This is a genomic window from Pseudomonas silesiensis, from assembly GCF_001661075.1.
In the GTDB taxonomy this organism is placed as follows: Bacteria; Pseudomonadota; Gammaproteobacteria; order Pseudomonadales; family Pseudomonadaceae; genus Aquipseudomonas; species Aquipseudomonas silesiensis.
The window spans coordinates 1,270,310-1,295,657 of the sequence record NZ_CP014870.1 but is presented as its reverse complement, the minus strand read 5'-3'; the positions used below and the strand labels follow the sequence as shown (position 1 = coordinate 1,295,657).

At 56.9% G+C, this 25,348-nt stretch carries 18 protein-coding genes, 2 tRNA genes and 3 rRNA genes; 8 read left to right on the top strand and 15 right to left on the bottom strand.

The genetic code is table 11. The annotated features are described in order from the left end of the window. Positions 1–100: 100 nt before the first annotated feature. The 6 genes from flgE to PMA3_RS05790 all read right to left on the bottom strand — a co-directional run bounded on the left by flgE (position 101) and on the right by PMA3_RS05790 (position 5,318). On the bottom strand, positions 101–1,537 hold the full coding sequence (gene flgE, locus PMA3_RS05815; RefSeq protein WP_064676273.1) for a flagellar hook protein FlgE: 1,437 nt from the start codon (positions 1,535–1,537) through the stop codon (positions 101–103). A 31-nt stretch (positions 1,538–1,568) separates the two neighbouring features. Further along, the gene (gene flgD / locus PMA3_RS05810; RefSeq protein ID WP_064676272.1) at positions 1,569–2,291 is read right to left on the bottom strand and encodes a flagellar hook assembly protein FlgD; all 723 of its coding nucleotides are present in this window, start codon (positions 2,289–2,291) and stop codon (positions 1,569–1,571) included. 15 nt (positions 2,292–2,306) lie between these two features. Then, on the bottom strand, positions 2,307–2,750 hold the full coding sequence (gene flgC / locus PMA3_RS05805; RefSeq protein WP_064676271.1) for a flagellar basal body rod protein FlgC: 444 nt from the start codon (positions 2,748–2,750) through the stop codon (positions 2,307–2,309). Positions 2,751–2,753: 3 nt separating this feature from the next. After that, positions 2,754–3,161: a flagellar basal body rod protein FlgB gene (gene flgB, locus PMA3_RS05800; protein WP_064676270.1), complete on the bottom strand. Its 408-nt coding sequence runs from the start codon at positions 3,159–3,161 to the stop codon at positions 2,754–2,756. A 350-nt stretch (positions 3,162–3,511) separates the two neighbouring features. Further along, positions 3,512–4,339, bottom strand: coding sequence for a protein-glutamate O-methyltransferase CheR (gene cheR, locus PMA3_RS05795; protein ID WP_064676269.1), 828 nt, complete (start codon positions 4,337–4,339; stop codon positions 3,512–3,514). A 46-nt stretch (positions 4,340–4,385) separates the two neighbouring features. Further along, complete coding sequence (locus tag PMA3_RS05790; RefSeq protein ID WP_064676268.1) at positions 4,386–5,318, bottom strand: chemotaxis protein CheV; 933 nt, start codon at positions 5,316–5,318, stop codon at positions 4,386–4,388. An 81-nt stretch (positions 5,319–5,399) separates the two neighbouring features. On the opposite strand from PMA3_RS05790, the gene flgA reads away from it, so the two are divergent. The 4 genes from flgA (at position 5,400) to PMA3_RS05770 (ending at position 8,008) form a co-directional block, all read left to right on the top strand. Beyond that, positions 5,400–6,161, top strand: a complete 762-nt coding sequence (gene flgA, locus PMA3_RS05785; protein ID WP_064676267.1) for a flagellar basal body P-ring formation chaperone FlgA — start codon at positions 5,400–5,402, stop codon at positions 6,159–6,161. Between the two features lie 165 nt (positions 6,162–6,326). After that, positions 6,327–6,653: a flagellar biosynthesis anti-sigma factor FlgM gene (gene flgM / locus PMA3_RS05780; RefSeq protein ID WP_064676266.1), complete on the top strand. Its 327-nt coding sequence runs from the start codon at positions 6,327–6,329 to the stop codon at positions 6,651–6,653. Between the two features lie 48 nt (positions 6,654–6,701). After that, positions 6,702–7,169, top strand: a complete 468-nt coding sequence (locus PMA3_RS05775; RefSeq protein WP_064676265.1) for a flagella synthesis protein FlgN — start codon at positions 6,702–6,704, stop codon at positions 7,167–7,169. Positions 7,170–7,261: 92 nt separating this feature from the next. Next, positions 7,262–8,008 (top strand): flagellar brake protein, encoded by a 747-nt coding sequence (locus tag PMA3_RS05770; protein WP_064676264.1) that lies wholly within the window; start codon positions 7,262–7,264, stop codon positions 8,006–8,008. A gap of 65 nt (positions 8,009–8,073) precedes the next feature. Here PMA3_RS05770 and PMA3_RS05765 read toward each other — a convergent pair whose 3' ends face one another. Then, positions 8,074–9,456, bottom strand: a complete 1,383-nt coding sequence (locus tag PMA3_RS05765) for an MFS transporter (protein WP_064676263.1) — start codon at positions 9,454–9,456, stop codon at positions 8,074–8,076. 70 nt (positions 9,457–9,526) lie between these two features. Beyond that, positions 9,527–10,768 (bottom strand): glutamine synthetase family protein, encoded by a 1,242-nt coding sequence (locus tag PMA3_RS05760; RefSeq protein ID WP_191637786.1) that lies wholly within the window; start codon positions 10,766–10,768, stop codon positions 9,527–9,529. A gap of 308 nt (positions 10,769–11,076) precedes the next feature. On the opposite strand from PMA3_RS05760, the gene PMA3_RS05755 reads away from it, so the two are divergent. Then, on the top strand, positions 11,077–15,213 hold the full coding sequence (locus PMA3_RS05755) for a CheR family methyltransferase (RefSeq protein ID WP_064676261.1): 4,137 nt from the start codon (positions 11,077–11,079) through the stop codon (positions 15,211–15,213). A gap of 3 nt (positions 15,214–15,216) precedes the next feature. On the opposite strand, the gene PMA3_RS05750 is transcribed toward PMA3_RS05755, so the two are convergent. The 6 genes from PMA3_RS05750 to PMA3_RS05720 form a co-directional block, all read right to left on the bottom strand. Next, positions 15,217–15,756 (bottom strand): hypothetical protein, encoded by a 540-nt coding sequence (locus tag PMA3_RS05750; RefSeq protein ID WP_064676260.1) that lies wholly within the window; start codon positions 15,754–15,756, stop codon positions 15,217–15,219. A gap of 156 nt (positions 15,757–15,912) precedes the next feature. Further along, positions 15,913–16,028 (bottom strand): 5S ribosomal RNA (gene rrf / locus PMA3_RS05745). Between the two features lie 152 nt (positions 16,029–16,180). Next, positions 16,181–19,072 (bottom strand): 23S ribosomal RNA (locus tag PMA3_RS05740). Between the two features lie 354 nt (positions 19,073–19,426). After that, positions 19,427–19,503, bottom strand: a tRNA-Ile gene (locus PMA3_RS05730). Between the two features lie 162 nt (positions 19,504–19,665). Further along, positions 19,666–21,204: ribosomal RNA gene (locus tag PMA3_RS05725) — 16S ribosomal RNA — on the bottom strand. The 16S, 23S and 5S rRNA genes sit together here with 1 tRNA gene alongside, the layout of an rRNA operon. Positions 21,205–22,012: 808 nt before the next feature. After that, a tRNA-Arg gene (locus PMA3_RS05720) sits at positions 22,013–22,089 on the bottom strand. Positions 22,090–22,377: 288 nt separating this feature from the next. Between PMA3_RS05720 and PMA3_RS05715 the strand changes: the two genes are divergently transcribed. From PMA3_RS05715 to PMA3_RS05705, 3 genes are all read left to right on the top strand, one after another. Further along, on the top strand, positions 22,378–22,611 hold the full coding sequence (locus tag PMA3_RS05715) for a hypothetical protein (protein ID WP_064676259.1): 234 nt from the start codon (positions 22,378–22,380) through the stop codon (positions 22,609–22,611). 22 nt (positions 22,612–22,633) lie between these two features. After that, complete coding sequence (locus PMA3_RS05710; protein WP_064676258.1) at positions 22,634–22,813, top strand: PA3371 family protein; 180 nt, start codon at positions 22,634–22,636, stop codon at positions 22,811–22,813. A 530-nt stretch (positions 22,814–23,343) separates the two neighbouring features. Further along, a complete protein-coding gene (locus PMA3_RS05705; RefSeq protein WP_064676257.1) occupies positions 23,344–23,670 on the top strand; it encodes an Arc family DNA-binding protein in 327 nt (108 codons plus the stop codon). A 206-nt stretch (positions 23,671–23,876) separates the two neighbouring features. Here PMA3_RS05705 and mgtE read toward each other — a convergent pair whose 3' ends face one another. Next, on the bottom strand, positions 23,877–25,319 hold the full coding sequence (mgtE, locus tag PMA3_RS05700) for a magnesium transporter (RefSeq protein ID WP_064676256.1): 1,443 nt from the start codon (positions 25,317–25,319) through the stop codon (positions 23,877–23,879). Positions 25,320–25,348: the final 29 nt, after the last annotated feature.

The window sequence follows — 25,348 nt, the reverse complement described above, 5'->3', positions numbered from 1 at the left end:
GGGGGTTTTCTTTTGCCTGTAGGAGCGAGCTTGCTCCTACACACAAACAAAAGCCCCACTCGCGAGGGGCTCTTTGTGTCGCACTACCAACCCTCCACCATCACGCCATCTGAATAATGGTCTGCATAATGGTGCTCTGGGTGGAGATGGTCTTGGCGTTCGCCTGGTAGTTGCTCTGCCCCTTGATTAAGTCGACCAGTTCGTTGGTCAGGTTGACGTTGGACTCTTCCAGGGAGTTGGATTCGATCATCCCCAAGGTACCGCTTTGCGGCGCATCGAAGCCGGGAATGCCCGACGCATAGGATTCTTTCCAGCTGGAGCCGCCAATAGGCTGCAAACCTTGTTCGTTGGTAAAGCTGGCGAGCGAGATCTGACCGATAGCCTTGGTCTGGTAGTTGCTGAAGTTGGCCAGCAGCACCCCGCTACCGTCGATGCTCAGGCTGGTGATCTGGCCGGTGGCGTAACCGTCCTGCGCAGGAATCGAACGTGCGGTATCGGCGTTGAACTGCGTCGTGCTGCCCATGGCGATGGTCAAGCCCTCCGGGTTGGCGGCGGCTCCGTTGGCTGCCCACACGCCATTGGTCACCTTGCCGGGAGTCCAGCCGGTGATCTTCAGATCGTTGCCGATTGTCGCGGTGGGTGGCGTGGTCGGCGGCGTCACCGGCGTGCTGACCGAAACCAGCTTGCCGCTCGAATCGAACGTCATGGTCGAAGGGATCGCAGGGTTGGCAAGGATCGCAGGGGTACCAGGGATGGCTGGGGTGCCAGTGTCCCCTGGGATAGAAGGGTCAGCCGGGATGGCAGGAATATCAGGGGTAGCAGGGGTAGCAACCACAGCAGGGTCGCTGCCATCCGGGTTGCGGCCATCGATCAGGGTATAGGTGTCCCAGGTATTGGGGCCCGTCTTGACCATGTATTGATCCATGACGTGCTGGTTACCCTGGCTGTCGAATACCGGGGTACTGAATTGCTTGGTGAAGGTGGCCTGCTTGGACGGATCGAACCGGTTGGCGGCAATCGATTGATCGATCACATCAGACGTGGAGTTCAGGTTGATCGTCGACGAAATCGTGCTGGTGGACTTGGGCGCCAGGTTCGAAGTATCGATGCGCAGGTCGGTCAACACACCGTTCTGAATCTTGCCATTGGCGTCCACACCGTAGCCCTGCAGACGCGCAGAGCCGTCAGTGTTGGTCACGTATCCTTCCTTGTCGACCTTGAACGTACCGGCACGGGTGTAGGACAGCGAACCGCTGTTATTCAGTACGAAGAAGCCTGAACCGTTGATGCCCATGTCCAGCACGTTGCCGGTGTTGTTGATGTCGCCCTGGGTGAACTGCTGGGCGACGTTGGCCAGGCGCACTCCGCTTCCAACGGCCTTGCTGCCGGTACCCAGCTTGCTCGCCGAGTAAACGTCCTGGAATTCGGCACGGGACGATTTGAAACCGGTGGTCGCGACGTTGGCGATGTTGTTGCCGGTCACGTCCAGTTGTTTGTTGGCTGCATAGAGACCGCTAAGGCCGATATTGAAAGACATAATCCACTCCTTTGTGCCGTGTTAGTCGGCTCTACATACCAATGGTTTGTACTTTGGACAGGGCGACACTGCCCAGCCCGGCCAGGTTGAGCATCAACTCACCGCCGGTCTGGCTGATGGTCACGCTGTTGACGGTCGCCGGCAGATGGGTGATCAGTGCCACGGCCTGATCATCGATGGTGGTCGCAGCGGCGAAGCTATAAGTACCTGACTCAACCGTTTTGCCTGCATCGTCCTTGCCGTCCCAGATGAAGCTGGCATTGCCGGCCGACTGACTGCCCAGGTCGATGGTGCGAACGGTCTTGCCGTCCTTGTCGCTGATTTTCAAGGTGGCACCGGCCACCGAATCCGGGATCACCACCGTGCCGGTCATGCTCTTTGAAGTGTCGACCACGGCTTTGTCGCCCGGCGCAATGACCGAACGCCCCACCAGCGACGACGCCTGCAATGCCTGGGAGGAGTTGTAGTTGCTGGCGAGGCCCGTCACCGTGTCGTTAAGCGAGGTGATCCCTTCCAGACTGCTGAACTGCGCCAATTGCGCGACGAACTCGCCGTTGTCCTGCGGCTCCAGCGGGTTCTGGTTTTTCAGCTGGGTGACCAGCAACTGCAGGAATGCATCCTTGCCCAGGGCTTTTTTGCCGGTGGCGCTGTCCGTTGCCGACGCCAGGCCGCCGGTAGCGGTATTGGTCTTGATCGAGGAGTTGGCCAGGATGTCGTTGAGGTTCAAGCCACTGGTGGTATCAATCACACTCATCTGAGTCGTCCCCTATCACTGACCCAGGGTCAGGACCTTCTGCATCATGGTCTTGGCCGTGTTCATCATTTCGGCGTTGGTCTGGAACGAACGGCTCGCGGAGATCATGTCGGCCATTTCTTCCACCACATTGACGTTGGGGTAATAGACGTAGCCCTTGGCGTCGGCTGCCGGATGGTTCGGCTCGTACCGTGCGTCCAGATTGCTCTGGTCTTCGACGACGCCCAGCACTTGCACGCCCTGGCCGGCGGCGTCCTGGTTCTGGAACAGCGAATCGCCGCCGCCACTCTGGGCACCCTGGTACATGGTGGCGAATACCGGGTGACGCGCGCGGTAGGTCTGGTCAATGCTCGAAGAGACGGTCTCGGCGTTGGCGATGTTACTGGCGACGGTGTTCAGGCGAGTGGTCTGGGCACTCATACCGCTACCGGCAATGTTGAAAACGCTGGCGAGGGACATGAATCATTCTCCACGAAGGGCTGAGATCAACCCTTTGAATTTGCTGTTGAGCAGGGTGAAGCTGGCCTGGAAGTTGACCGAGTTTTCCGCGTAGGCCGATTGCTCGAGCTGAGCGTCCACGGTGTTCTGGTCGATCGACGCTTGCATCGGCGTGCGATACAGCAGCGACTCATCTCCGTTACCCAGGCCTTCGGCTTCGATATGACGGTTGTTGGTCATGTTCAAAGCGAAAGAGCCGCCCTTGGTCTTCTCGTTCTGCGCGGCGAGCACTGCCGAAAAGTCCAGGTCCCGAGCCTTGTAGTTCGGGGTGTCGGCGTTGGCAATGTTGTTGGCCAGGACTTCGGCGCGCTTGGCGCGAAAGCCCAGGGCCTGTTCGTGGATACCGAGCGCTTTATCGAAGCTGATGCTCATGTCGGATACCTTCGGGTGACCTGATTTTCGTAACTTGACTTTTACAAAAGCAAGCGTCGTGCCAATTCAAAAAAGCCCGTAAACCGGGGCTTTGCGGGCAGGGGGAAGCTGGCAATGCCAGAAAAGCGGCAACCGGTTTCCGCTGTCTGCCGCTTTTCTGCCGCTTCACACGTTCGCAAGCACGCCGCATACCCTGTAGGAGCGAGCTTGCTCGCGATGGTGCATCAGTCGACACCGGTGTACCTGACACACCATCGCGAGCAAGCTCGCTCCTACAGGGGTATGTGGGAAATCATCAGGCATAAAAAAGGGAGCCCTGAGGACTCCCGTTTTTTGGCACCGCCTACGAATCACTTCGCCTGGTAAATAATCCCCGGACTGCACTGAACCATCTGGTAATGATCCGGCAAACCGTTCAGCGCTTCGGACGCGCCGAGGAACAGATAACCGCCGCGCTTCAACGTGCCGTGAATACGCAACAGGATGTCTTTCTTCACCTCGGCGGAGAAGTAGATCAGCACATTGCGGCAGAACACGATGTCGAACTTGCCGAGGCTCGCGTAGCTGTCCAGCAGGTTGAACGAGCGAAACTCCACCCGGCTCTTGATCGGTGCCTTGATGGCCCAGCGCCCCGGTCCCTTGGGGTCGAAATATCGCTGCAGGCGCTCGGGTGACAAACCGCGGCCGATGGCCAGGCTGTCGTACTCGCCGCTCTTGCAGTTGGTCAGCATGGTGCCGGACAGGTCGGTGGCAACGATCTGCACCCCCATTTTCAACTGGCCCAGGTTGACCCGCTCGAACTCATCGATCGACATCGACAACGAATACGGTTCCTGACCCGACGAGCAAGCCGCCGACCAGATCCGCAGGCGCTGACCAGGGGCGGCCTTGATCGCTTCGGGCAGCACCTTGTTCTTCAAGACTTCAAACGGATAGGTGTCACGAAACCACAGGGTTTCGTTGGTGGTCATGGCATCCACCACCATCTCGCGCAGGCCACTGCGTGGCTGGGTCTGGATGCGCTGGACCAGCTCACCCAGGGACTTGATGCCTTGCTGCTCCATCAGTTTGTTGAGACGGCTCGCGACCAGGTACTGCTTGTTTTCACCGAGCAAAATGCCACAGGCTTTTTCCAGGAAGACCCGGAACTGTTCGAAATCCAAATTACCCGTAGACAAAGATACCGCCTCTTAAATCGTGTTGACCGCCAGGGGCAGAAGGCCCCTAGCTGATGTCTGCTGCTTTGATCCGGTCGACTACCCGGGATGCCAGGTCATCAGGACGGAATTTGGCCAGGAAGTCATCGGCACCGACTTTCTTGACCATCGCCTGATTGAATACACCCGACAACGAAGTATGCAGGATGATATGCAGCTTTTGCATGCGCGGGTCGTTGCGGATCTCGGCCGTCAGGGTGTACCCGTCCATTTCCGGCATCTCGATATCGGAAATCATCATCAGGAACTCTTCTTCCGGCTTCTTGCCCTCCTCGACCAACTTGCGCAGGTAATCGAGCGCTTGCCGGCCGTCGTTCAGCGCCACCACTTCGACGCCGACCGTTTGCAGGCAACGCGAGACCTGCTTGCGCGCCACCGACGAGTCGTCGACCGTCAGCACGCGCAAGGACAGCGCTTTGTGCCGGGTGTCGCCATCCACCACGCCGACGGAAATGGCCTCCGGGGTCGGCGCCACTTCCGCCAGCACCTTCTCCACATCGATGATTTCGACCAGCTGATTGTCGACTCGGGTCACCGCCGTCAGGTAATGATCGCGGCCCGTGCCCTTGGGCGGCGGGTGAATCTCCTCCCAATTCATGTTGACGATGCGCTCCACCGAGCGCACCAGAAAACCCTGGGTCTTGGTGTTGTACTCCGTGATGATCACGAAGGGATTGCTTTGATCACGCAACCGACCGGATCCGGTCGCCATCGCCAGATCGAGAATCGGAATAGTCGCCCCACGAATACTCGCCACACCGCACACGACAGGATTGGACTTGGGCATCAGGGTCAGCTTGGGGCATTGCAGCACCTCACGAACCTTGAATACGTTGATCCCATACAGTTGCTGGCCGTCGAGACGGAACAACAACAGCTCAAGGCGATTCTGCCCCACCAGTTGCGTGCGCTGGTTTACCGAATCCATTACACCAGCCATGCCCAGACTCCTACTCCAACGCTAAGTGTGTTGCGACGCACATTCATCACTAAACGGCACGGCGCTTGCTTTTTAACCCGTATGAACCCAGACCCGACATTTTTCCGACGCCTGACCTCCAACTGCCGACAAGGGTGCGGCGTGCTGGCGGCCGTGTGCCTGTTCAACGCCGGCAGCCCGGCCATTGCTGACACGCTCACCTTGCCTGACATGCTTATCGGCGTCACTCAAGGCTTTCTTGAATTCTCCGTGGAAGACTATCTGGCGAGCAGTCAAACGGAAGGCCGTTACGAGATCCAGGTCAACCCGCTCGACCCGCGATTGCGCATGCCAATGTGCGACAAGGAATTGACAGCCTCCCTCGAGAGCCCGGCCAGGCCACTGGGCCGGGTCACGGTCAAGGTTCGCTGCGAGGGCACCTCGCCCTGGACAGTGTTCGTACCCGCTCAAGTACGCCTGTTTCGCGACATTGTGACCACCACCCGCCCTCTGCGCCGCATGGGTATTGTCGAGCCCGAGGACGTGAGCTTGCGCGAGCGGGACATCAGTCTGATCAACCAGGGTTACCTGACCTCGGTCGACCAGGCGATCGGACAGAAACTGACCCGACCAATGGTCGCCGACCAGGTCATTACCCTGGTGCATCTGGAACAGGCTGAAGTCATCAGCAAAGGCGATCAGGTGGTGATTACCGCCCGCAGCGGTACACTCAGCGTGCGCATGCCCGGTGAAGCACTGTCCAACGGCGGCCTGCGTGACCAGATTCGAGTGAAAAACCTCAACTCCCAGCGGGTCATCAAGGCGCAAGTCATCGCACCGGGTCAGGTGGAAGTGGCCATGTAGGGCAGTGTATGTGTGAGGAAGTGGCGCGCCACCCGACTGTTCCCTAAACTGTGCTGCATGCAGGGCAAGCGCTGACGCGCGCAGCTCATTGAGAAATGGGCCTAAAGTTTTCCCGGGTATGGCCGAAAACATGGCAAGCGTCCAAATACCCAGAGGTTTTTTATCATGGTCATCGATTTCAACCGATTGAACAGCTCCTCGCCACCGATGGGCAGTACCCGTACTGCCGCCGCCAGGGAAACCGCCGACGCCGGCAAATCCGCGCCGCTCAATACCCCGGCCGAACAGGCCAGCACCGTCAAAAGCGGGGAATCGGTACACATCAGCAATGAGGCTCAACAGTTGCAGAAGGTCACTGACACGCTGCGCGATCAGCCCGCCGTCGACAAAGCCCGAGTGGCCGAGTTGAAAGCAGCGATTGCCGATGGCAGCTACAAAGTCGACAGCAACCGTGTCGCCAGCAAACTGCTCAACTTCGAAGCCCAGCGCTAGGCCACGGCCCGCGCCAGGCTTTTGGACGCTTAAAACCCAAGGCCAGCCATGCACGACACGAATCTGCTGCAATTGATTACCGACGACTTTGCGCCTGCGCAACACTTGCTGCAGTTACTGCAAACCGAATCCATCGCCTTGCACGGTCGCGACATGCCGCTGCTCGAAGACATTCTGGCGCAGAAACAGGCATTGATCGTTCTACTCGAGCAGCATGGCCGCAAGCGCAGTGAAATCCTCGCCAGTTTCAATTTGCCCATCAATCGCCAGGGTCTTGAGCAACTGGCCAGCCAATCGAGCGTCGGTGAACAGTTGCTGACACAAAGCGATGTGCTGACCGACCTCCTGGCTCAATGCCAGAGCGCCAACCTGAAAAATGGCCAGTCGATTGTGATGCAGCAGGCCGCCACGGCCACCCAGCTGAAAATCCTCACCGGCGGCGAGCCGCCAGCGCTTTACAATGCCAGCGGATCCTTCTCCACGCTGGTAAAGCCACGCCCCCTCAGTCAGGCATGAGCCTGCCGATAAGCGCGCCCTATCAAGACGCGAAACATGCTGGCAAAATACTGGCCAGCCGCAGTCATATTTTGTCCGGAGATTGATGAACCGTGTCCAATGCCTTAAATGCGGAAGATGCTCCGCAGCCACCCAAGGTGCTTACCACGCCTCTGGAGATCTCCGGCAACCTGCGCCAGCTGCAAGACAGCCATGATCCGCTGATTATCACGTTCCACGAGCGCAGTCAGCGCTTCCAGAGCTATCTGGTGGACATCGACCGTGAGCGTAAAACGATCGTCCTGGATGAAATGATTCCCCGTGATGGCGAACGCTTTCTGCTGGCCGGCGAACCCTTCAAGGTCGAAGGCTTCCACGACGGCGTGCGCATTGCCTGGGACAGCAACGGCCCACTGACCATCGACGAGTCCGGCGATACCCGCTGCTACCGCGGCCCGCTGCCCGATCAAGTGGTCTATCACCAGCGCCGCAATGCCTTTCGCGCAGCGTTGAAGCTGGCACAACTGGTCAACGTCGATCTGGACGGTGAAAAGCTCAAGGCGCCGATCAGCGGCAAATTGCTGGACATTTCCGCCACCGGTTGCAAGTTGCGCTTCGAAGGCGACATCAGCAGCCGCTTGCAGCTGGGCCAGGTCTACGATCGCTTCGCCGCCGCCCTGCCCTTTGGCAAAATGACCGCACCGGTCGAGCTGCGGTACCTGCACTTCGAAGAAAGAATCTCCACCACCTTCGCCGGCGTACGCTTTCACAACATGAGCGGATTGGTGCAGCGTCAGGTCGAGCGGTTCGTCTATCAGCTTCAGCGCGAAGCGCGGCGCTTCGACAAAGACGACTTCTGATACAACGCTCCAATAAAAAACGGGCAGCCCCTTGCGGTGACTGCCCGTTTTTTTTGTGCCCGAAGTTAAGGCCTGGCCTCGGTAAAGCTTTGCTCACGGCCCAGGTCTTCGTCATCCGCGGACGAATCGGTTTCGGTCACCGGTTCACGCTCAGGCTCAGGCTCGGGGTCCGGCTCGGGTTCGACCGGATTCTGCATCTGCTCCTGCACCACCTGCTCATCGACCCGTGGGTCAAGGCAAGCCACCAGCGGTGAACTCGACATACTGTCCGGCATGGCGACGTGATGCAGCGGTGCATCGTCCACCTGGTGCAGATTGGTGACCGCTTTCGGACGAATCCGCCAGACCAGCACCAACGCGAAGAAACTGAAGAAGGCGTAAAGCATCTGGCTGCCGAACAGTTTCATCAGCACCCCCGCCACCAACGGCCCGATACTGGCGCCGACGCCATAGGTCACCAGCAACATCGCAGTCAGGGACACCCGACGGTCACCCTCGACATGGTCATTGGAGAACGCCACCGCCAACGGGTACAGGCAGAACTGCACCAACGAGCAGAGGAAACCGGCGATGAACAACACCTCCAGCGGCACCTGCTTCATGATCGCCAGCGGCAATGCAGCCAGCGCCAGGCTGAAGGCAAAACAACGGATCAACAGCGCCCGGTCATAACGATCGGACAGCCAGCCCAACGGCCATTGCACCAGCAGGCCGGCGAAAATGCAGCTACCCATGAACAAACCGACTTGCTCCGTGGACAAGCCTTGCTGCGAGGCGTACAGCGGCGCCAGACCGTAGAACGAACCGACGATCAACCCCGCCCCCAGCACCGTGCTCAACGATTGCGGCACGCGCTTGATGAAGAACCTCGGCTCCATCGGCGCCGGGTGCATCGCCGCCGGGTGAATCCGCTGGGTCAGGGCCACCGGTACCAGGCACAGTGCGAAGCACAGGGCGACCAGCATCAGCAATTCCAGACCCAGCCCCGGGTGCATGACCAGAATCAGCTGACCCAAGACCAGCCCCAGGTAGGAGGCGATCATGTACCCGCTGAACACGATGCCCCGTTGCTTGGCTTCCGCCTGCTCATTGAGCCAGCTTTCGATGACCATGTACTGGCACATCATGCCGAGACCGACGATGACCCGCAGAAACAGCCACGCGGGCAGCCAGTCCACCAGGCCGTGGCCCAGCACCGCCGCACCGACGATCCCGGCACAGGCCGAATAGGCGCGAATATGCCCGACCCGGGCAATCAGCCGATGGCCGATCTTGCCACCCAGCACCAGGCCGAAATAGTTGGCCGCCATCAACGCACCGACCCACAGGCTGTCGACATGATCGGCAGCCAGGCGCAAGGCCAGGTAAGTACTCAGCAAGCCCGAGCCGATCAACATCATCAGCGAGGCAAAATAAAGCGCTCGAAAGGGTTTCCAGATTTGGCGCATCGGCGTTCCGAGCGGCTCCTTGCAGTGAGTAACGGACTATCCGAAAAGATAGCCCGGTGTCGACGAATCGTCAGGCCTGGGCCGCTAAAACACGCCGCTCCCAGGGAGTAATTTCATCAAGGAAGCTGGTCAACTCCAGGGTCTTCGAAGCGACGTAGCCTTCGATGAATTCCTCGCCAAACAGTTCCTTCGCCAATTGACTACGTGTCAGACGCTCGAGAGCGGCATGCAAGGTACACGGCAATGAAAGATTATCCGGCACCTCGAATTCGCCCTGAATCGCCTCGCTCGGCTCCAGTTGGTTTTCGATACCATATAACCCGGCAGCCAGGCTCGCGGCAATCGCCAGATACGGATTGGCATCAGCGCCCGGCAAACGGTTTTCAACCCGACGGGCGACCGGCGAACTGGCCGGAATGCGCAAGCCGGCCGCACGGTTGTCGTGGGACCAGCAGGCATTGTTCGGTGACGCAAACGGATGACACAAACGCTGATAGGAGTTCACGTTAGGCGCGAACAACGCAGTGAAATCCGCCATGCCCGCCTGCTGGCCGCCGATGAAATGACGGAAGATCGCAGTGGGCTCTCCCGCCTCGTCGCTGAACACGTTACGCCCGGTGCCGATCTCGACGACGCTCTGGTGAATGTGCATCGAACTGCCCGGCGTGTGCGCCAGCGGCTTGGCCATGCAAACCACGGCCAAGCCATGCTTGAGCGCGACTTCCTTGAGCAGATGCTTGAACAGCAACGTCTGGTCGGCCAGCAGCAAGGGATCGCCGTGCAGCAGGTTGATCTCGAACTGGCTGACGCCCATCTCGTGCATGAAGGTATCGCGCGGCAAGCCCAAGGCCGCCATGCACTCGTAAACCTCACTGAAGAACGGCCGCAAGCCGTTGTTGGAACTGACACTGAAGGCCGAATGACCGTCCTCGCGACGTCCGTCCAGGCCTACCGGTGGCTGGAAGGGTCGAGTCGGGTCGGTGTTGGGCGCGAAGACAAAAAACTCCAGTTCGGTCGCCACCACCGGGGCCAGGCCGAGGGCGGCGTAACGCGCGATGACGGCCTTGAGCTGGCCGCGGGTCGACAGATTCGAGCTCTCGCCGGTCAACTCATCCGCATCACAAATGGCAAAAGCGCGCGGTTGCTTGCTCCAGGGTAAACGGTGGATCTGCGCAGGATCGGGCACCAACGCCAGGTCGCTGTCATCGCTGCCGTAGAAACGCGCTGGCGGATATCCGCCCATGATGCATTGCAGCAGCACGCCCCGCGCCATCTGCAAACGTCGCCCTTCGAGAAAACCTTCGGCGGTCATCACCTTGCCACGGGGCACGCCATTCAAGTCCGGCGTGACACATTCAATCTCATCAATGCCCGTCAATCGCTGGGCGAGTGAACGCTGGCCATCGGTCGTCATGACGCAATCCTTGTTGTTGTGCGAGCCGCGAACGGCGACCCGTACAAAATAGGCTCCGCGTGTTCGGAATTTCAAGCAGCGGTGTACAAATAGTAAGCTAAATATTTGAAGGCGTTATTGAAAAACGGGATTATCCTGACTCATTGAAGTGCCCCGCCCGTCGCTTGAACTCAAGACGCTTTCCGTCGCTGCCAAAGGCCGAAGTCATGACCACCACTTCCAAACGCTCGGACACCGTTTCCGGGCCAAAGGCCTTGAGCCCCAGCACCCTGGATTTTCCGGTGGTGGGCATTGGCGCGTCGGCCGGGGGGCTGCAAGCGATCAAACTGTTCTTTGAAAACATGCCCCAGGACAACGGCATGGCGTTCGTGATCATTCTTCATCTATCTCCCGACCACCAAAGCATCGCCGACCAGATCATCCAGGAATCGACCCGTATGCCGGTGCTGCAGGTCACCGAAACGGTGCCCATCGAGAAAAACCGGGTGTACGTCATTTCACCGGCGCAACGACTGACGATGAAAGACGGGGTTCTTGAAGTTCGCGCCTGCGACCCGGATCAAGGGCGCCATGCGTCCATCGACCTGTTCTTTCGTGATCTGGCCGATGTACACCGCGAGCGTGCTTTTTGTGTGGTGCTGTCAGGTTCCGGTTCGGACGGTGCTGTCGGTTTGTCCCGTATCAAGGAACAAGGCGGCGTCACCCTTGCCCAGGCACCGGAAGACGCCGAATTCGACAGCATGCCCCGTGCGGCCATCGACACTCGCCTGGTGGACCTGGTATTGCCCGTCGTCGAGATGCCACAAAAGTTGCTGGAATTGTGGCGTAACGCTCAGGAAATCAGCTTGCCTACCGCCAACGATCCCGAATTACAGACCATTGCCGCCATCTCCGAACGCGAAGCCGTGGTGGCCGAACAATTGTTGCACGACATTCTTATCCTGTTGCGCACCGGCACCGGCCATGATTTCAAACACTACAAGCGCGCCACCGTATTGCGCCGGATCGAACGCCGCATGCAGGTGACGGCCCAGCCGGACCTGGCCGGCTACTACCGCTTTCTGCAAAGCAACCCCGAGGAAACCAAGGCACTGCTGGGCGATATGCTGATCGGCGTGACCAACTTCTTCCGCGACCGCGAGGCCTTCGAAGCCCTGGAACGGGATGTGGTGCCGCAACTGGTCAGCGCCGCCGTCTCGGCGCATACCGAGAAAGAAGAGATCCGGGTCTGGTCCGCTGGCTGCTCCACGGGCGAAGAAGCCTACAGCCTGGCGATGCTGCTGAACGATCAACTGCAACTGGACAGAAGCGCGGCCTCGTTCCAGCTGTTCGCCACCGACATCGACGAGCGCGCCATCAGCGTCGGTCGGGCTGGGCTGTACCCGCAAGCGATCATTACCGACATACCGCCGACGCGATTGCGGCATTACTTCGCCAAGGAAAACGACCACTACCGAATTCGCAAGGAAATCCGCGAAAAGGTGTTGTTCGCCAAACACAGCCTGTTGTCCGATCCGCCCTTCTCGCAAATCGACCTGATCGTTTGCCGCAACCTGCTGATCTATCTGGATCGAGAAGTGCAGCGCGAAATCCTGCAGATGTTCCACTTTGCCCTGCGTCCGGGCGGCTTTCTGTTTCTCGGTTCATCGGAAAGCGCGGACGCGTGCCATGAATTATTCGCCCCAGTAGACAAACGTAACCGGATCTTCCGCGCCAAAACCGGCACGGCCAATAGCCGTCGCACCCCGACCATGCCCCGCGGGGGCTACGTGCGCACCAGTGTTTCCCGGCAAGCGCCCCAAAACAGCCTGCCGCGTAAGCTGTCCGTCGCCGATATCCATCAGCGGGCCCTGGAACAGTCCGCACCACCGAGCATGATTGTCGATGCCAATGCCGACATCCTGCACATGAGCGAAAGTGCCGGGCGTTTCCTGCGGCATGTCGGCGGTGAACTGTCGCGCAATTTGCTGACCCTGATTCTTCCGCAATTGCGCCTGGAAATCCGCACCACCCTGTTCCAGGCCCAGCAGAGCGGCCAGCCGGTCAAATCCCGCGAAGTACCGATCCAGCGCGACGACCGGCGCTACCTGATCGATCTCGTCGCCCACCCCTACAAGGATGAAGACTCGGACGGCGACTACGTGCTGGTGATCTTCGAGGAGGTGGAGGTCGACCCTTCGGAGTTGGCGGCGACCACCGTGCTGCAAACGGAAAGCCAGGTGCTGTCCAACCTCGAGCGCGAACTGCAACGCACCAAACTGCACCTGCAGGACACCATCGAACAGTCGGAAGTCTCCAGCGAAGAGCTCAAGGCCTCCAACGAAGAGATGCAGGCGATCAACGAAGAACTGCGCTCGGCCACCGAAGAACTGGAAACCAGCAAGGAAGAACTGCAGTCGATCAACGAAGAATTGCTGACCGTCAATTTCGAGCTGAAAACCAAGGTCGAAGAGACCGACAAGATCAACGACTACCTGACCAACCTCATCGCCTCCACCGACATTGCCACGGTGTTCGTCGACCGCAGCATGCGCATCAAGTGGTTCACCCCGCGCGCCACCGACATCTTCAATATGTTGCCGGTGGATACCGGGCGCTCGTTGCTCGACATCACCCATCGCCTGCACTACGACAACCTGGCCGCCGATGCGGCGCAGGTGTTCGAGTCGCTGAACATGATCGAGCGCGAAGTCAGCAGCACCGACAATCGCTGGTACATCGCACGCCTGCTGCCCTATCGCTCCAGCGAAGACCACATCGACGGCACCGTGCTGACCTTCATCGACATCAGCAAACGTCGCGCCGCCGAAGAAGAGCTGCGCCTGGGCGAAGAACGCATGCGCCTGGTCGCCGAAAGCACCCGCGACTACGCGATCATCACCCTCGACGAACAGGGCATCATCACCAGCTGGAACAAAGGCGCCGAGCTGATCTTCGGCTACAGCAAGACCGAGGCCGAAGGCGCTTATTACGACTTCATTTTCTCCGCCGAGGATCGCGCGTCAGGGGTGCCGGAAAACGAACTGTTATCGGCGCGCACCCATGGCCGCAGCGAAGATGAACGCTGGCACCTGCGCAAGGATGGCAGCCGCTTCTTCTGCAGCGGCGAGGTGTCGCTGCTCAAGGGTGAGAATCTCAAGGGCTATGTGAAAATTGCCCGGGACCTGACCGGCCACAAACGTCAGCATGAGGAGCAAAGCCAACAGCTGGCCGAGACCCGCAACACCAATTACCTCAAGGATGAGTTTTTCGCGGTCATGTCCCACGAGCTCAAGCATCCGCTGAACCTGATCCAGCTCAACGCGGAGCTGCTGCGGCGCTTGCCGGTCACCAAGTCGCTGGCGCCGGCCACCAAGGCCGTGAATACCATCTGCGATGCCGTCAACAGCCAGGCACGGATCATCGATGACCTGCTGGATGTCGCACGGGTTCGCACGGGCAAGCTCAAGCTGCAAGCGGTCGCCGTGGATCTGATCAGCGTGTTGCGCGACATCCACACCGTCGTTCTCAATGAACAGCACGATCTTACGGTTGAACTGTTGGTGCCCGCTGAGCCGCTGATCGTCCAGGCCGACCCGACTCGCCTGGAGCAAATCATCTGGAATCTGGTGAACAATGCACTGAAATTCACCCCGCCCAAGGGCCGCGTGCAGTTAATTGCCAGCAAAGTCGGGAGTATGGCCCGGCTGGATATCAAAGACGACGGTGCCGGCATTGCCCCCGAAAACCTCAATCATGTGTTCGACCTCTTTGGTCAGGCCGAACAGCAGCACGCCACCCACCACCGGGAAGGCCTGGGTATCGGGCTTTCTTTGGTCCGCCAGTTGACCGAGGCGCAACGCGGAACGGTTGAGGTCAGCTCTGGCGGCGTCGGAACGGGCTGTACCTTTACGGTGAGCCTGCCACTGGCACTCACCCCTGGTGTGATTCAATCGGCGCAGCCGGTCGAAATCGTTTCGGGACGCCTGAGCGGATTGACGATCCTTTTGGTGGACGACTCCGCCGAGGTACTGGAAACCTTGAAGATGCTGCTGGAGATGGAGGACGCGCAGGTGATTGCCTTCGATCGTCCGGTGGCGGCTTTGGACGCGGCCAAAAATACCCGTTTCGATCTGATCATTTCGGACTTGGGCATGCCGGTCATGAGCGGCCATGAGTTGATGAGCGCCTTGCGTCAGTTGCCGCTGATCAAGGATGTGCCGGCCATTGCCCTGACCGGCTACGGCGCCCACAGCGACATTCAGAAGTCACGGCAATCAGGCTTTGACCAGCATATTGGAAAGCCGGTGTCCTACGATGAACTGATCGAAACCATCGAGGCCTTGCGTCAGTCACCGCGGTAAAAATCAATCGAGATAGGCGCGCTGTACACAGGCGCGTCTATCGATGGCCTGCCTGAGTCGCTCCTTGTGATCGGCCCACATCCCGGGATCCACCTTGGTCAAGCGCATCAGGGCCAACATGGCGGTCTTGGCGGCACAGTACTCCGTCCATGCATCCTCGGACCTGAGCTTCAGATGTTCACGCTCGGTCATCTCCATGCGCCTCAAGGCCAATACCGACTCATCGGTGATCACCGTACTCAGGGTCAACTGCACCCGGTGCGGCGCTACGAATCCTTGAGTACCCGCAACAATCTCCCGTGCCCGCTGGGTGCCCCATTTCAACGCCGTGCAGTGATGTTCCCCGACACGCCGGTCATAAAATTCCTCGCCGATCGCCCAGCCATTCGAGCCGTAGACGCCTACGAAAACCTGGGTAATCCCTCCGTGGTTGACCCGAGCCTGCACCTCGATGTGCACGCCATCGTTGAGGACTTCCTCATGGGTGTGGAGGGGTAATCTTGTATTGGTCCATAGCCAGAATTGGGCGCCTCTACGTCGCATCTATATCCCTCCCTCAGTGGTCCTCTGGATTAAGGCACAGCACTGATAGACTTTCCACGTAGGTCGTCGGGCGGTTGCATTTAAATCGCGGTGCATTTTTGGCGGACAAAAACAAAACCCCTACCTGCATACGCAGATAGGGGTTTCGGAATTTAATCTTGACGATGACCTACTCTCACATGGGGAAACCCCACACTACCATCGGCGATGCATCGTTTCACTGCTGAGTTCGGGATGGGATCAGGTGGTTCCAATGCTCTATGGTCGTCAAGAAATTCGGGTACTGAGTCGTGACCTGATGGCCTCGCTTCAGCAAATTGGGTATGTAATAGATTTGTGTGTTGCTGGCGAACTTTCGGTTCATTGCGTCTTCACACACCGCAATCTGGTGCTCTTACGAGCAAGCAAATTGCTTGGGTGTTATATGGTCAAGCCTCACGGGCAATTAGTATTGGTTAGCTCAACGCCTCACAGCGCTTACACACCCAACCTATCAACGTCGTAGTCTTCGACGGCCCTTCAGGGGACTCAAGGTCCCAGTGAGATCTCATCTTGAGGCTAGTTTCCCGCTTAGATGCTTTCAGCGGTTATCTATTCCGAACATAGCTACCCGGCAATGCCACTGGCGTGACAACCGGAACACCAGAGGTTCGTCCACTCCGGTCCTCTCGTACTAGGAGCAGCCCCTCTCAAATCTCAAACGTCCACGGCAGATAGGGACCGAACTGTCTCACGACGTTCTAAACCCAGCTCGCGTACCACTTTAAATGGCGAACAGCCATACCCTTGGGACCGGCTTCAGCCCCAGGATGTGATGAGCCGACATCGAGGTGCCAAACACCGCCGTCGATATGAACTCTTGGGCGGTATCAGCCTGTTATCCCCGGAGTACCTTTTATCCGTTGAGCGATGGCCCTTCCATACAGAACCACCGGATCACTAAGACCTACTTTCGTACCTGCTCGACGTGTCTGTCTCGCAGTCAAGCGCGCTTTTGCCTTTATACTCTACGACCGATTTCCGACCGGTCTGAGCGCACCTTCGTACTCCTCCGTTACTCTTTAGGAGGAGACCGCCCCAGTCAAACTACCCACCATACACTGTCCTCGATCCGGATAACGGACCTGAGTTAGAACCTCAAAGTTGCCAGGGTGGTATTTCAAGGTTGGCTCCACGCGAACTGGCGTCCACGCTTCAAAGCCTCCCACCTATCCTACACAAGCAAATTCAAAGTCCAGTGCAAAGCTATAGTAAAGGTTCACGGGGTCTTTCCGTCTAGCCGCGGATACACTGCATCTTCACAGCGATTTCAATTTCACTGAGTCTCGGGTGGAGACAGCGCCGCCATCGTTACGCCATTCGTGCAGGTCGGAACTTACCCGACAAGGAATTTCGCTACCTTAGGACCGTTATAGTTACGGCCGCCGTTTACCGGGGCTTCGATCAAGAGCTTCGCGTTAGCTAACCCCATCAATTAACCTTCCGGCACCGGGCAGGCGTCACACCCTATACGTCCACTTTCGTGTTTGCAGAGTGCTGTGTTTTTAATAAACAGTCGCAGCGGCCTGGTATCTTCGACCGGCATGGGCTTACGCAGTAAATGCTTCACCCTCACCGGCGCACCTTCTCCCGAAGTTACGGTGCCATTTTGCCTAGTTCCTTCACCCGAGTTCTCTCAAGCGCCTTGGTATTCTCTACCCAACCACCTGTGTCGGTTTGGGGTACGGTTCCTGGTTACCTGAAGCTTAGAAGCTTTTCTTGGAAGCATGGCATCAACCACTTCGTGTTCTAAAAGAACACTCGTCATCAGCTCTCGGCCTTAGAATCCCGGATTTACCTAAGATTCCAGCCTACCACCTTAAACTTGGACAACCAACGCCAAGCTGGCCTAGCCTTCTCCGTCCCTCCATCGCAATAACCAGAAGTACAGGAATATTAACCTGTTTTCCATCGACTACGCTTTTCAGCCTCGCCTTAGGGACCGACTAACCCTGCGTCGATTAACGTTGCGCAGGAAACCTTGGTCTTTCGGCGTGGGTGTTTTTCACACCCATTGTCGTTACTCATGTCAGCATTCGCACTTCTGATACCTCCAGCAAGCTTCTCAACTCACCTTCACAGGCTTACAGAACGCTCCTCTACCGCATCACCTAAGTGATACCCGTAGCTTCGGTGTATGGTTTGAGCCCCGTTACATCTTCCGCGCAGGCCGACTCGACTAGTGAGCTATTACGCTTTCTTTAAAGGGTGGCTGCTTCTAAGCCAACCTCCTAGCTGTCTAAGCCTTCCCACATCGTTTCCCACTTAACCATAACTTTGGGACCTTAGCTGACGGTCTGGGTTGTTTCCCTTTTCACGACGGACGTTAGCACCCGCCGTGTGTCTCCCATGCTCGGCACTTGTAGGTATTCGGAGTTTGCATCGGTTTGGTAAGTCGGGATGACCCCCTAGCCGAAACAGTGCTCTACCCCCTACAGTGATACATGAGGCGCTACCTAAATAGCTTTCGAGGAGAACCAGCTATCTCCGAGCTTGATTAGCCTTTCACTCCGATCCACAGGTCATCCGCTAACTTTTCAACGGTAGTCGGTTCGGTCCTCCAGTTAGTGTTACCCAACCTTCAACCTGCCCATGGATAGATCGCCCGGTTTCGGGTCTATTCCCAGCGACTAGACGCCCTATTAAGACTCGCTTTCGCTACGCCTCCCCTATTCGGTTAAGCTCGCCACTGAAAATAAGTCGCTGACCCATTATACAAAAGGTACGCAGTCACCTAACAAAGTAGGCTCCCACTGCTTGTACGCATACGGTTTCAGGATCTATTTCACTCCCCTCTCCGGGGTTCTTTTCGCCTTTCCCTCACGGTACTAGTTCACTATCGGTCAGTCAGTAGTATTTAGCCTTGGAGGATGGTCCCCCCATATTCAGACAAAGTTTCTCGTGCTCCGTCCTACTCGATTTCATGACTAAGAGATTTTCGCGTACAGGGCTATCACCCACTATGGCCGCACTTTCCAGAGCGTTCCGCTAATCTCAAAGCCACTTAAGGGCTAGTCCCCGTTCGCTCGCCACTACTAAGGGAATCTCGGTTGATTTCTTTTCCTCAGGGTACTTAGATGTTTCAGTTCCCCTGGTTCGCTTCTTAAGCCTATGTATTCAGCTTAAGATACCTAACTTATGTTAGGTGGGTTCCCCCATTCAGACATCTCCGGATCAAAGTCTGTTTGCCGACTCCCCGAAGCTTTTCGCAGGCTACCACGTCTTTCATCGCCTCTGACTGCCAAGGCATCCACCGTATGCGCTTCTTCACTTGACCATATAACCCCAAGCAATCTGGTTATACTGTGAAGACGACATTCGCCGAAAATTCGCATGCATTCTCAATTAAGAGCTACTCACAAATTTTACCTTAGCTTGATCCAACACCAGTGAAAGTGTTGTTCAGTCTATCTTTCTATCACATACCCAAATTTTTAAAGAACGATCTAATCAAAGACTAGAAATCAACATTTAGCCTTCATGCGAAGGAAATGCTCATTTAAGCTTTCAACAAACAGAAGCATAGTGGTGGAGCAAACGGGATCGAACCGTTGACCTCCTGCGTGCAAGGCAGGCGCTCTCCAGCTGAGCTATGGCATATTTCTACAGGCGTTTCCCACACAAGCAAAATTGGTGGGTCTGGGCAGATTCGAACTGCCGACCTCACCCTTATCAGGGGTGCGCTCTAACCAACTGAGCTACAGACCCAATTTCGAGCTGTTCCGGCCGACCTCACCCTGCTCTTTACCACAAAGCATGGGGTGCGCTCTAACCAACCAAGCTACAACCAATTTCGGGCTGCTTTTATCGTCTTCTTCAATGAATCAAGCAATTCGTGTGGGAACTTATGGAGCAGCTGATGTCGTCGATTAAGGAGGTGATCCAGCCGCAGGTTCCCCTACGGCTACCTTGTTACGACTTCACCCCAGTCATGAATCACACCGTGGTAACCGTCCTCCCGAAGGTTAGACTAGCTACTTCTGGTGCAACCCACTCCCATGGTGTGACGGGCGGTGTGTACAAGGCCCGGGAACGTATTCACCGCGACATTCTGATTCGCGATTACTAGCGATTCCGACTTCACGCAGTCGAGTTGCAGACTGCGATCCGGACTACGATCGGTTTTCTGGGATTAGCTCCACCTCGCGGCTTGGCAACCCTCTGTACCGACCATTGTAGCACGTGTGTAGCCCAGGCCGTAAGGGCCATGATGACTTGACGTCATCCCCACCTTCCTCCGGTTTGTCACCGGCAGTCTCCTTAGAGTGCCCACCATTACGTGCTGGTAACTAAGGACAAGGGTTGCGCTCGTTACGGGACTTAACCCAACATCTCACGACACGAGCTGACGACAGCCATGCAGCACCTGTCTCAATGTTCCCGAAGGCACCAATCCATCTCTGGAAAGTTCATTGGATGTCAAGGCCTGGTAAGGTTCTTCGCGTTGCTTCGAATTAAACCACATGCTCCACCGCTTGTGCGGGCCCCCGTCAATTCATTTGAGTTTTAACCTTGCGGCCGTACTCCCCAGGCGGTCAACTTAATGCGTTAGCTGCGCCACTAAGAGCTCAAGGCTCCCAACGGCTAGTTGACATCGTTTACGGCGTGGACTACCAGGGTATCTAATCCTGTTTGCTCCCCACGCTTTCGCACCTCAGTGTCAGTATCAGTCCAGGTGGTCGCCTTCGCCACTGGTGTTCCTTCCTATATCTACGCATTTCACCGCTACACAGGAAATTCCACCACCCTCTACCATACTCTAGCTTGTCAGTTTTGAATGCAGTTCCCAGGTTGAGCCCGGGGATTTCACATCCAACTTAACAAACCACCTACGCGCGCTTTACGCCCAGTAATTCCGATTAACGCTTGCACCCTCTGTATTACCGCGGCTGCTGGCACAGAGTTAGCCGGTGCTTATTCTGTCGGTAACGTCAAAACAGATACGTATTAGGTAACTGCCCTTCCTCCCAACTTAAAGTGCTTTACAATCCGAAGACCTTCTTCACACACGCGGCATGGCTGGATCAGGCTTTCGCCCATTGTCCAATATTCCCCACTGCTGCCTCCCGTAGGAGTCTGGACCGTGTCTCAGTTCCAGTGTGACTGATCATCCTCTCAGACCAGTTACGGATCGTCGCCTTGGTGAGCCATTACCTCACCAACTAGCTAATCCGACCTAGGCTCATCTGATAGCGCAAGGCCCGAAGGTCCCCTGCTTTCTCCCGTAGGACGTATGCGGTATTAGCGTCCGTTTCCGAGCGTTATCCCCCACTACCAGGCAGATTCCTAGGCATTACTCACCCGTCCGCCGCTCGCCACCAGGTACAAGTACCCGTGCTGCCGCTCGACTTGCATGTGTTAGGCCTGCCGCCAGCGTTCAATCTGAGCCATGATCAAACTCTTCAGTTCAAACATCTTTGGGTTTTTAAGAAACCCTAAACTTGGCTCAGCAATCGTTGGTTACATCTTTGATTTCTCGCGGAGTAACTTGTGATGCTGATAATCTTGTTGACTATCAGTCTGACTCCACAAGCACCCACACGAATTGCTTGATTCAGTTGTTAAAGAGCGGTTGGTTAAGATCTTTCGTCTCAACCGAGGCGCGCATTCTACGCTTTCCTCTGCTGCTGTCAAGCGGTTATTTTCAGAAGTTTTCAAAGTTTCCTTTGTAACTTCAACCACTTGGCGCTTCCGATCTCTCGTCAGCGGGAGGCGAATTCTACAGCGTTAGTCGCTGCTGTCAACACCTCTTTTTCTCCGCTTTCGACCGAGAAGATCGAACCGTCAACAGAGCCAAACAACACTGCCCTATCAACTCCTTCTGGGCCTCGATGACCTGAAGCAACTCGCTGTCGAAAACTGCGTAACTCTTTGTTTACCAAGGAGTTTTCCGTTTCGACTGCGCCGGAAGTGGGGCGAATTATAGACTTCCAGATTCTGCCGTCAAGCGTTAATTCCGTTCTGCTATCAATAACTTGTCGAAGGCTGGAAAACAGCCCAACCAGCCCTCGATTCGGCAAGGAAACCGCCTTCTATATAGAAGGATCCTTCAACCCTCGAAAGCAATCCCTGCAACGCTGTCGAGATGCCTGCCGCCCAAAACAAAAAAGCCCCGCCAGAATTGAATTCCTGAACGGAGCTTTCCATGCCTGAAGCAAATTCCTACCCACCAGCCACGGAGCTTTTGAGAACGGATGAACATCTGCTTCTTTGAATATGGTGTCCCAGGGCAGGTTCGAACTGCCAACCTTCCCCTTAGGAGGGGGATGCTCTATCCAATTGAGCTACTGAGACACAAGTCGCCCCGCATTCGCGGCGCTAAGGACGGCGAGCATGTTAACGGCCAGGCCTGCATTTGTCATGTCGTCCGTAGGCTTTTTAAGTGTAGGCAGATACTTCAAGGCCGCGCGGCATCGCTGACCGTGCAAATTGCATCACCGCAAAAAGCCATCATTGCAAAATGCAAGGCACCTTGCACCAGATGTTACTCTATCTATTTGATTTTAAAGACTTTAATAACCAATAGAGTCTTGGCATGCCGGCTGCTTCAGTTCTTTCATAGAACAACGGAGGTCAGCCCTCATGAACAGCGCCCTTTTACTCTCGAACGCGATCGCCTTGGCAGTCCTGCTGGGTTTTCATTTTGCTCCAGAGAATGGCACTGAACCCGTTGCCCAACGAACGCCCCACTACCTCCAGCTACAGAAAGCGCCGCAGCTGGCAGTCATGAACGATCAGCGCGGCTTTGCAGGCCAGGACGTGAGCCAGGAAAAGATCCTGTTGCCGGCACCCACTTCAGAACGCCTGGTATTTTGAATCCCCCCGTCAGGAGCACAGTATGTCCAAATCAGCAGCAGGGCTTTTCGTCCTGACTTTACTGTGCGGCATTCTTCATTTTTCATTGGTTGAGGACAGGATTCTCACCTTGCCGCTCATTGCTTGCGGTGTATTTGGCACATTGTTTATGGCGGCGCTGGTTGCGGGGCGCAAAATCAAGTTCGATCCTGTTTTACGCTGACAACTCCTCTTATTGCAATGACCGCCGCCGGGCAATCCGGCGCGGCCTTCGTCATTAGATGGGCACCGAGGCTCGCGCTCAATCGACCCGCCCCTCCTTGCAAGATTCAGTCAGCCCCCCGCTAAAAACAATCCAAGCTGCCATCCGTCCTGTAATTGCTTATCAGTACGGACTCGCCCTAGCAAATCGGCCATTTGCCACTATCCTGTATTACTAAGGAACATTGAACGAATCCGCATGAAATACCCTTCCTGGCGTCCACGGACATCACCAGCTGGGATACCGGACGCGGCCAGCGATGCGGACAGTCAAACTTTCCAACCAGTCCGCATTTCTGATAATAGGTGCTGGCAGAACGCCTTTATCCAGTTCAATATTTGTCACAGAATTGACGCCAATGAACTGGCTACCTTGAGGCATGATGTGGGCCTCTATCAATTCAGGTTGAACATTTGGCCAGGGCGCTTGTCCTATCAGACATCCTGCGGCCAATCCCGAAAACCGCTCCCCTGAACTAACCGGTTAAATATATGCGCCCATTGAAACAGGCAATTTATTCCAGCCGTACGGCTGACAAGTTTGTCGTACGTCTGCCAGACGGAATGCGTGAACGCATTGCCGAGGTGGCTCGCAATCATCACCGCAGCATGAACTCCGAAATCATCGCGCGCCTTGAGCAGAGCCTTATTCAGGAAGGTGCCCTGAGCGAAGAACTGAGCATGCGCCTGGACAGCCCGGAGCTGTCATTGCACGAGCGCGAACTGCTGCAACGCTTCCGTCAGCTTTCCCACCGCCAGCAGAACGCTCTTGTTTCGCTGATTGCCCATGACACCGAAATGGCCGCGGACGCGTCCTGATTTATACGAACCCCCCAAGCCAGCGTAATCGCTGGCTTTTTTTTGCCTGAAATTCGGGCGTAAAAAAACCCGCCAAACAGCGGGTTATGGGGTTTTCCTGTAGGAGCCAGGCTTGTCGGCGAAGGCGGTCCCAAGGTCGCTTTCGCCGGCAAGCCTGGCCCCTACGGGGGACGCCAATCGGATTGGCGGATTTCAGGCAATGGAAATCAGAGCAGGAAAATCGTCGCCAACCCAAGGAAGATGAAGAAGCCGCCGCTGTCGGTCATGGCGGTGATCATCACGCTGGCCCCCATCGCCGGATCACGGCCAAGCCGCGCCAGGGTCATGGGGATCAATACCCCCATCAAGGCAGCAAGCAACAGGTTGAGCGTCATGGCAGCGGTCATTACCACGCCAAGGGACCAGCTGCCGTAAAGCAGATAGGCGACGACACCGATCACACCTCCCCACACCAGGCCATTGATCAGGCCTACCGCCAACTCCTTGCGCATCAGGCGCGAAGTGTTGCCCGTACTCACCTGGTCCAGCGCCATGGCGCGAACGATCATGGTGATCGTCTGGTTACCGGAGTTGCCACCGATACCCGCCACGATCGGCATCAATGCCGCGAGCGCCACCAGTTTCTCGATGGAGCCTTCGAACAGACCGATCACGCGGGAGGCGACGAAGGCAGTAACCAGATTCACAGCCAGCCAGGCCCAGCGGTTGCGCAGGGACTTCCAGACCGAGGCGAAGATATCTTCTTCTTCGCGCAGACCCGCCATGTTGAGCATTTCGCTTTCGCTCTCTTCACGGATCAGGTCGACCATTTCATCGATGGTCAGACGACCGATCAACTTGCCGTTCTTGTCGACGACGGGCGCCGAGATCAAGTCGTAACGCTCAAACGCCTGAGCGGCATCGTAGGCATCTTCATCCGGATGGAAACTCACCGGATCGCTGGCCATGACTTCAGCCACCTGTTTTTCCGGATCGTTGACCAGCAAACGCTTGATCGGCAACACGCCCTTGAGCACGCCGTCATTATCGACCACGAATAACTTGTCGGTATGGCCCGGCAGCTCCTTCAGGCGACGCAGGTAGCGCAAGACCACCTCGAGGCTGACGTCCTCTCGGATCGTCACCATCTCGAAGTCCATCAGCGCACCGACCTGCTCCTCGTCATAGGAAAGGGCCGATCGCACGCGCTCACGTTGCTGGTTATCCAGGGTTTCCATGAGCTCATGGACGACGTCTCGCGGCAGCTCGGAAGCCAGGTCAGCAAGTTCGTCGGCATCCATATCCTTGGCGGCAGCCAAGAGCTCGTGATCGTCCATGTCGGCGATCAGGGTTTCACGCACCGAATCGGAGACTTCGAGCAGGATGTCGCCGTCGCGATCGGCCTTGACCAACTGCCAAAGCGTCAGGCGATCGTCCAGCGGCAAGGCTTCAAGGATGTAGGCAACGTCGGCGGAGTGCAGGTCATCGAGCTTGCGTTGCAGCTCGACGAGATTCTGCCGGTGAACCAGGTTCTCGACCCGTTCATGATGCGGACCTTCCTGGCGATGAGTCAGGTCTTCGACCACCCGCTGACGCTGCAACAGCTCAACGACTTGAGCGAGGCGGTCCTGCAGGCTTTCTTGCGTTTTCTTTACTTCTACTTCAGACATAGGCGAACTCCACTCCCAGCAGCGGAGCG

Excerpts from the sequence above, each read along its gene's own strand:
- flgA (WP_064676267.1), top strand. The coding sequence starts at position 5,400 with ATGAACCCAGACCCGACATTTTTCCGACGCCTGACCTCCAACTGCCGA.
- flgE (WP_064676273.1), bottom strand. The coding sequence starts at position 1,537 with ATGTCTTTCAATATCGGCCTTAGCGGTCTCTATGCAGCCAACAAACAA.
- flgB (WP_064676270.1), bottom strand. The coding sequence starts at position 3,161 with ATGAGCATCAGCTTCGATAAAGCGCTCGGTATCCACGAACAGGCCCTG.
- PMA3_RS05750 (WP_064676260.1), bottom strand. The coding sequence starts at position 15,756 with ATGCGACGTAGAGGCGCCCAATTCTGGCTATGGACCAATACAAGATTA.
- PMA3_RS05790 (WP_064676268.1), bottom strand. The coding sequence starts at position 5,318 with ATGGCTGGTGTAATGGATTCGGTAAACCAGCGCACGCAACTGGTGGGG.
- mgtE (WP_064676256.1), bottom strand. The coding sequence starts at position 25,319 with ATGTCTGAAGTAGAAGTAAAGAAAACGCAAGAAAGCCTGCAGGACCGC.
- PMA3_RS05765 (WP_064676263.1), bottom strand. The coding sequence starts at position 9,456 with ATGCGCCAAATCTGGAAACCCTTTCGAGCGCTTTATTTTGCCTCGCTG.
- PMA3_RS05760 (WP_191637786.1), bottom strand. The coding sequence starts at position 10,768 with ATGACCGCCGAAGGTTTTCTCGAAGGGCGACGTTTGCAGATGGCGCGG.
- PMA3_RS05710 (WP_064676258.1), top strand. The coding sequence starts at position 22,634 with ATGTCCAAATCAGCAGCAGGGCTTTTCGTCCTGACTTTACTGTGCGGC.
- PMA3_RS05705 (WP_064676257.1), top strand. The coding sequence starts at position 23,344 with ATGCGCCCATTGAAACAGGCAATTTATTCCAGCCGTACGGCTGACAAG.
- flgD (WP_064676272.1), bottom strand. The coding sequence starts at position 2,291 with ATGAGTGTGATTGATACCACCAGTGGCTTGAACCTCAACGACATCCTG.
- PMA3_RS05715 (WP_064676259.1), top strand. The coding sequence starts at position 22,378 with ATGAACAGCGCCCTTTTACTCTCGAACGCGATCGCCTTGGCAGTCCTG.
- PMA3_RS05775 (WP_064676265.1), top strand. The coding sequence starts at position 6,702 with ATGCACGACACGAATCTGCTGCAATTGATTACCGACGACTTTGCGCCT.
- flgM (WP_064676266.1), top strand. The coding sequence starts at position 6,327 with ATGGTCATCGATTTCAACCGATTGAACAGCTCCTCGCCACCGATGGGC.
- flgC (WP_064676271.1), bottom strand. The coding sequence starts at position 2,750 with ATGTCCCTCGCCAGCGTTTTCAACATTGCCGGTAGCGGTATGAGTGCC.
- PMA3_RS05755 (WP_064676261.1), top strand. The coding sequence starts at position 11,077 with ATGACCACCACTTCCAAACGCTCGGACACCGTTTCCGGGCCAAAGGCC.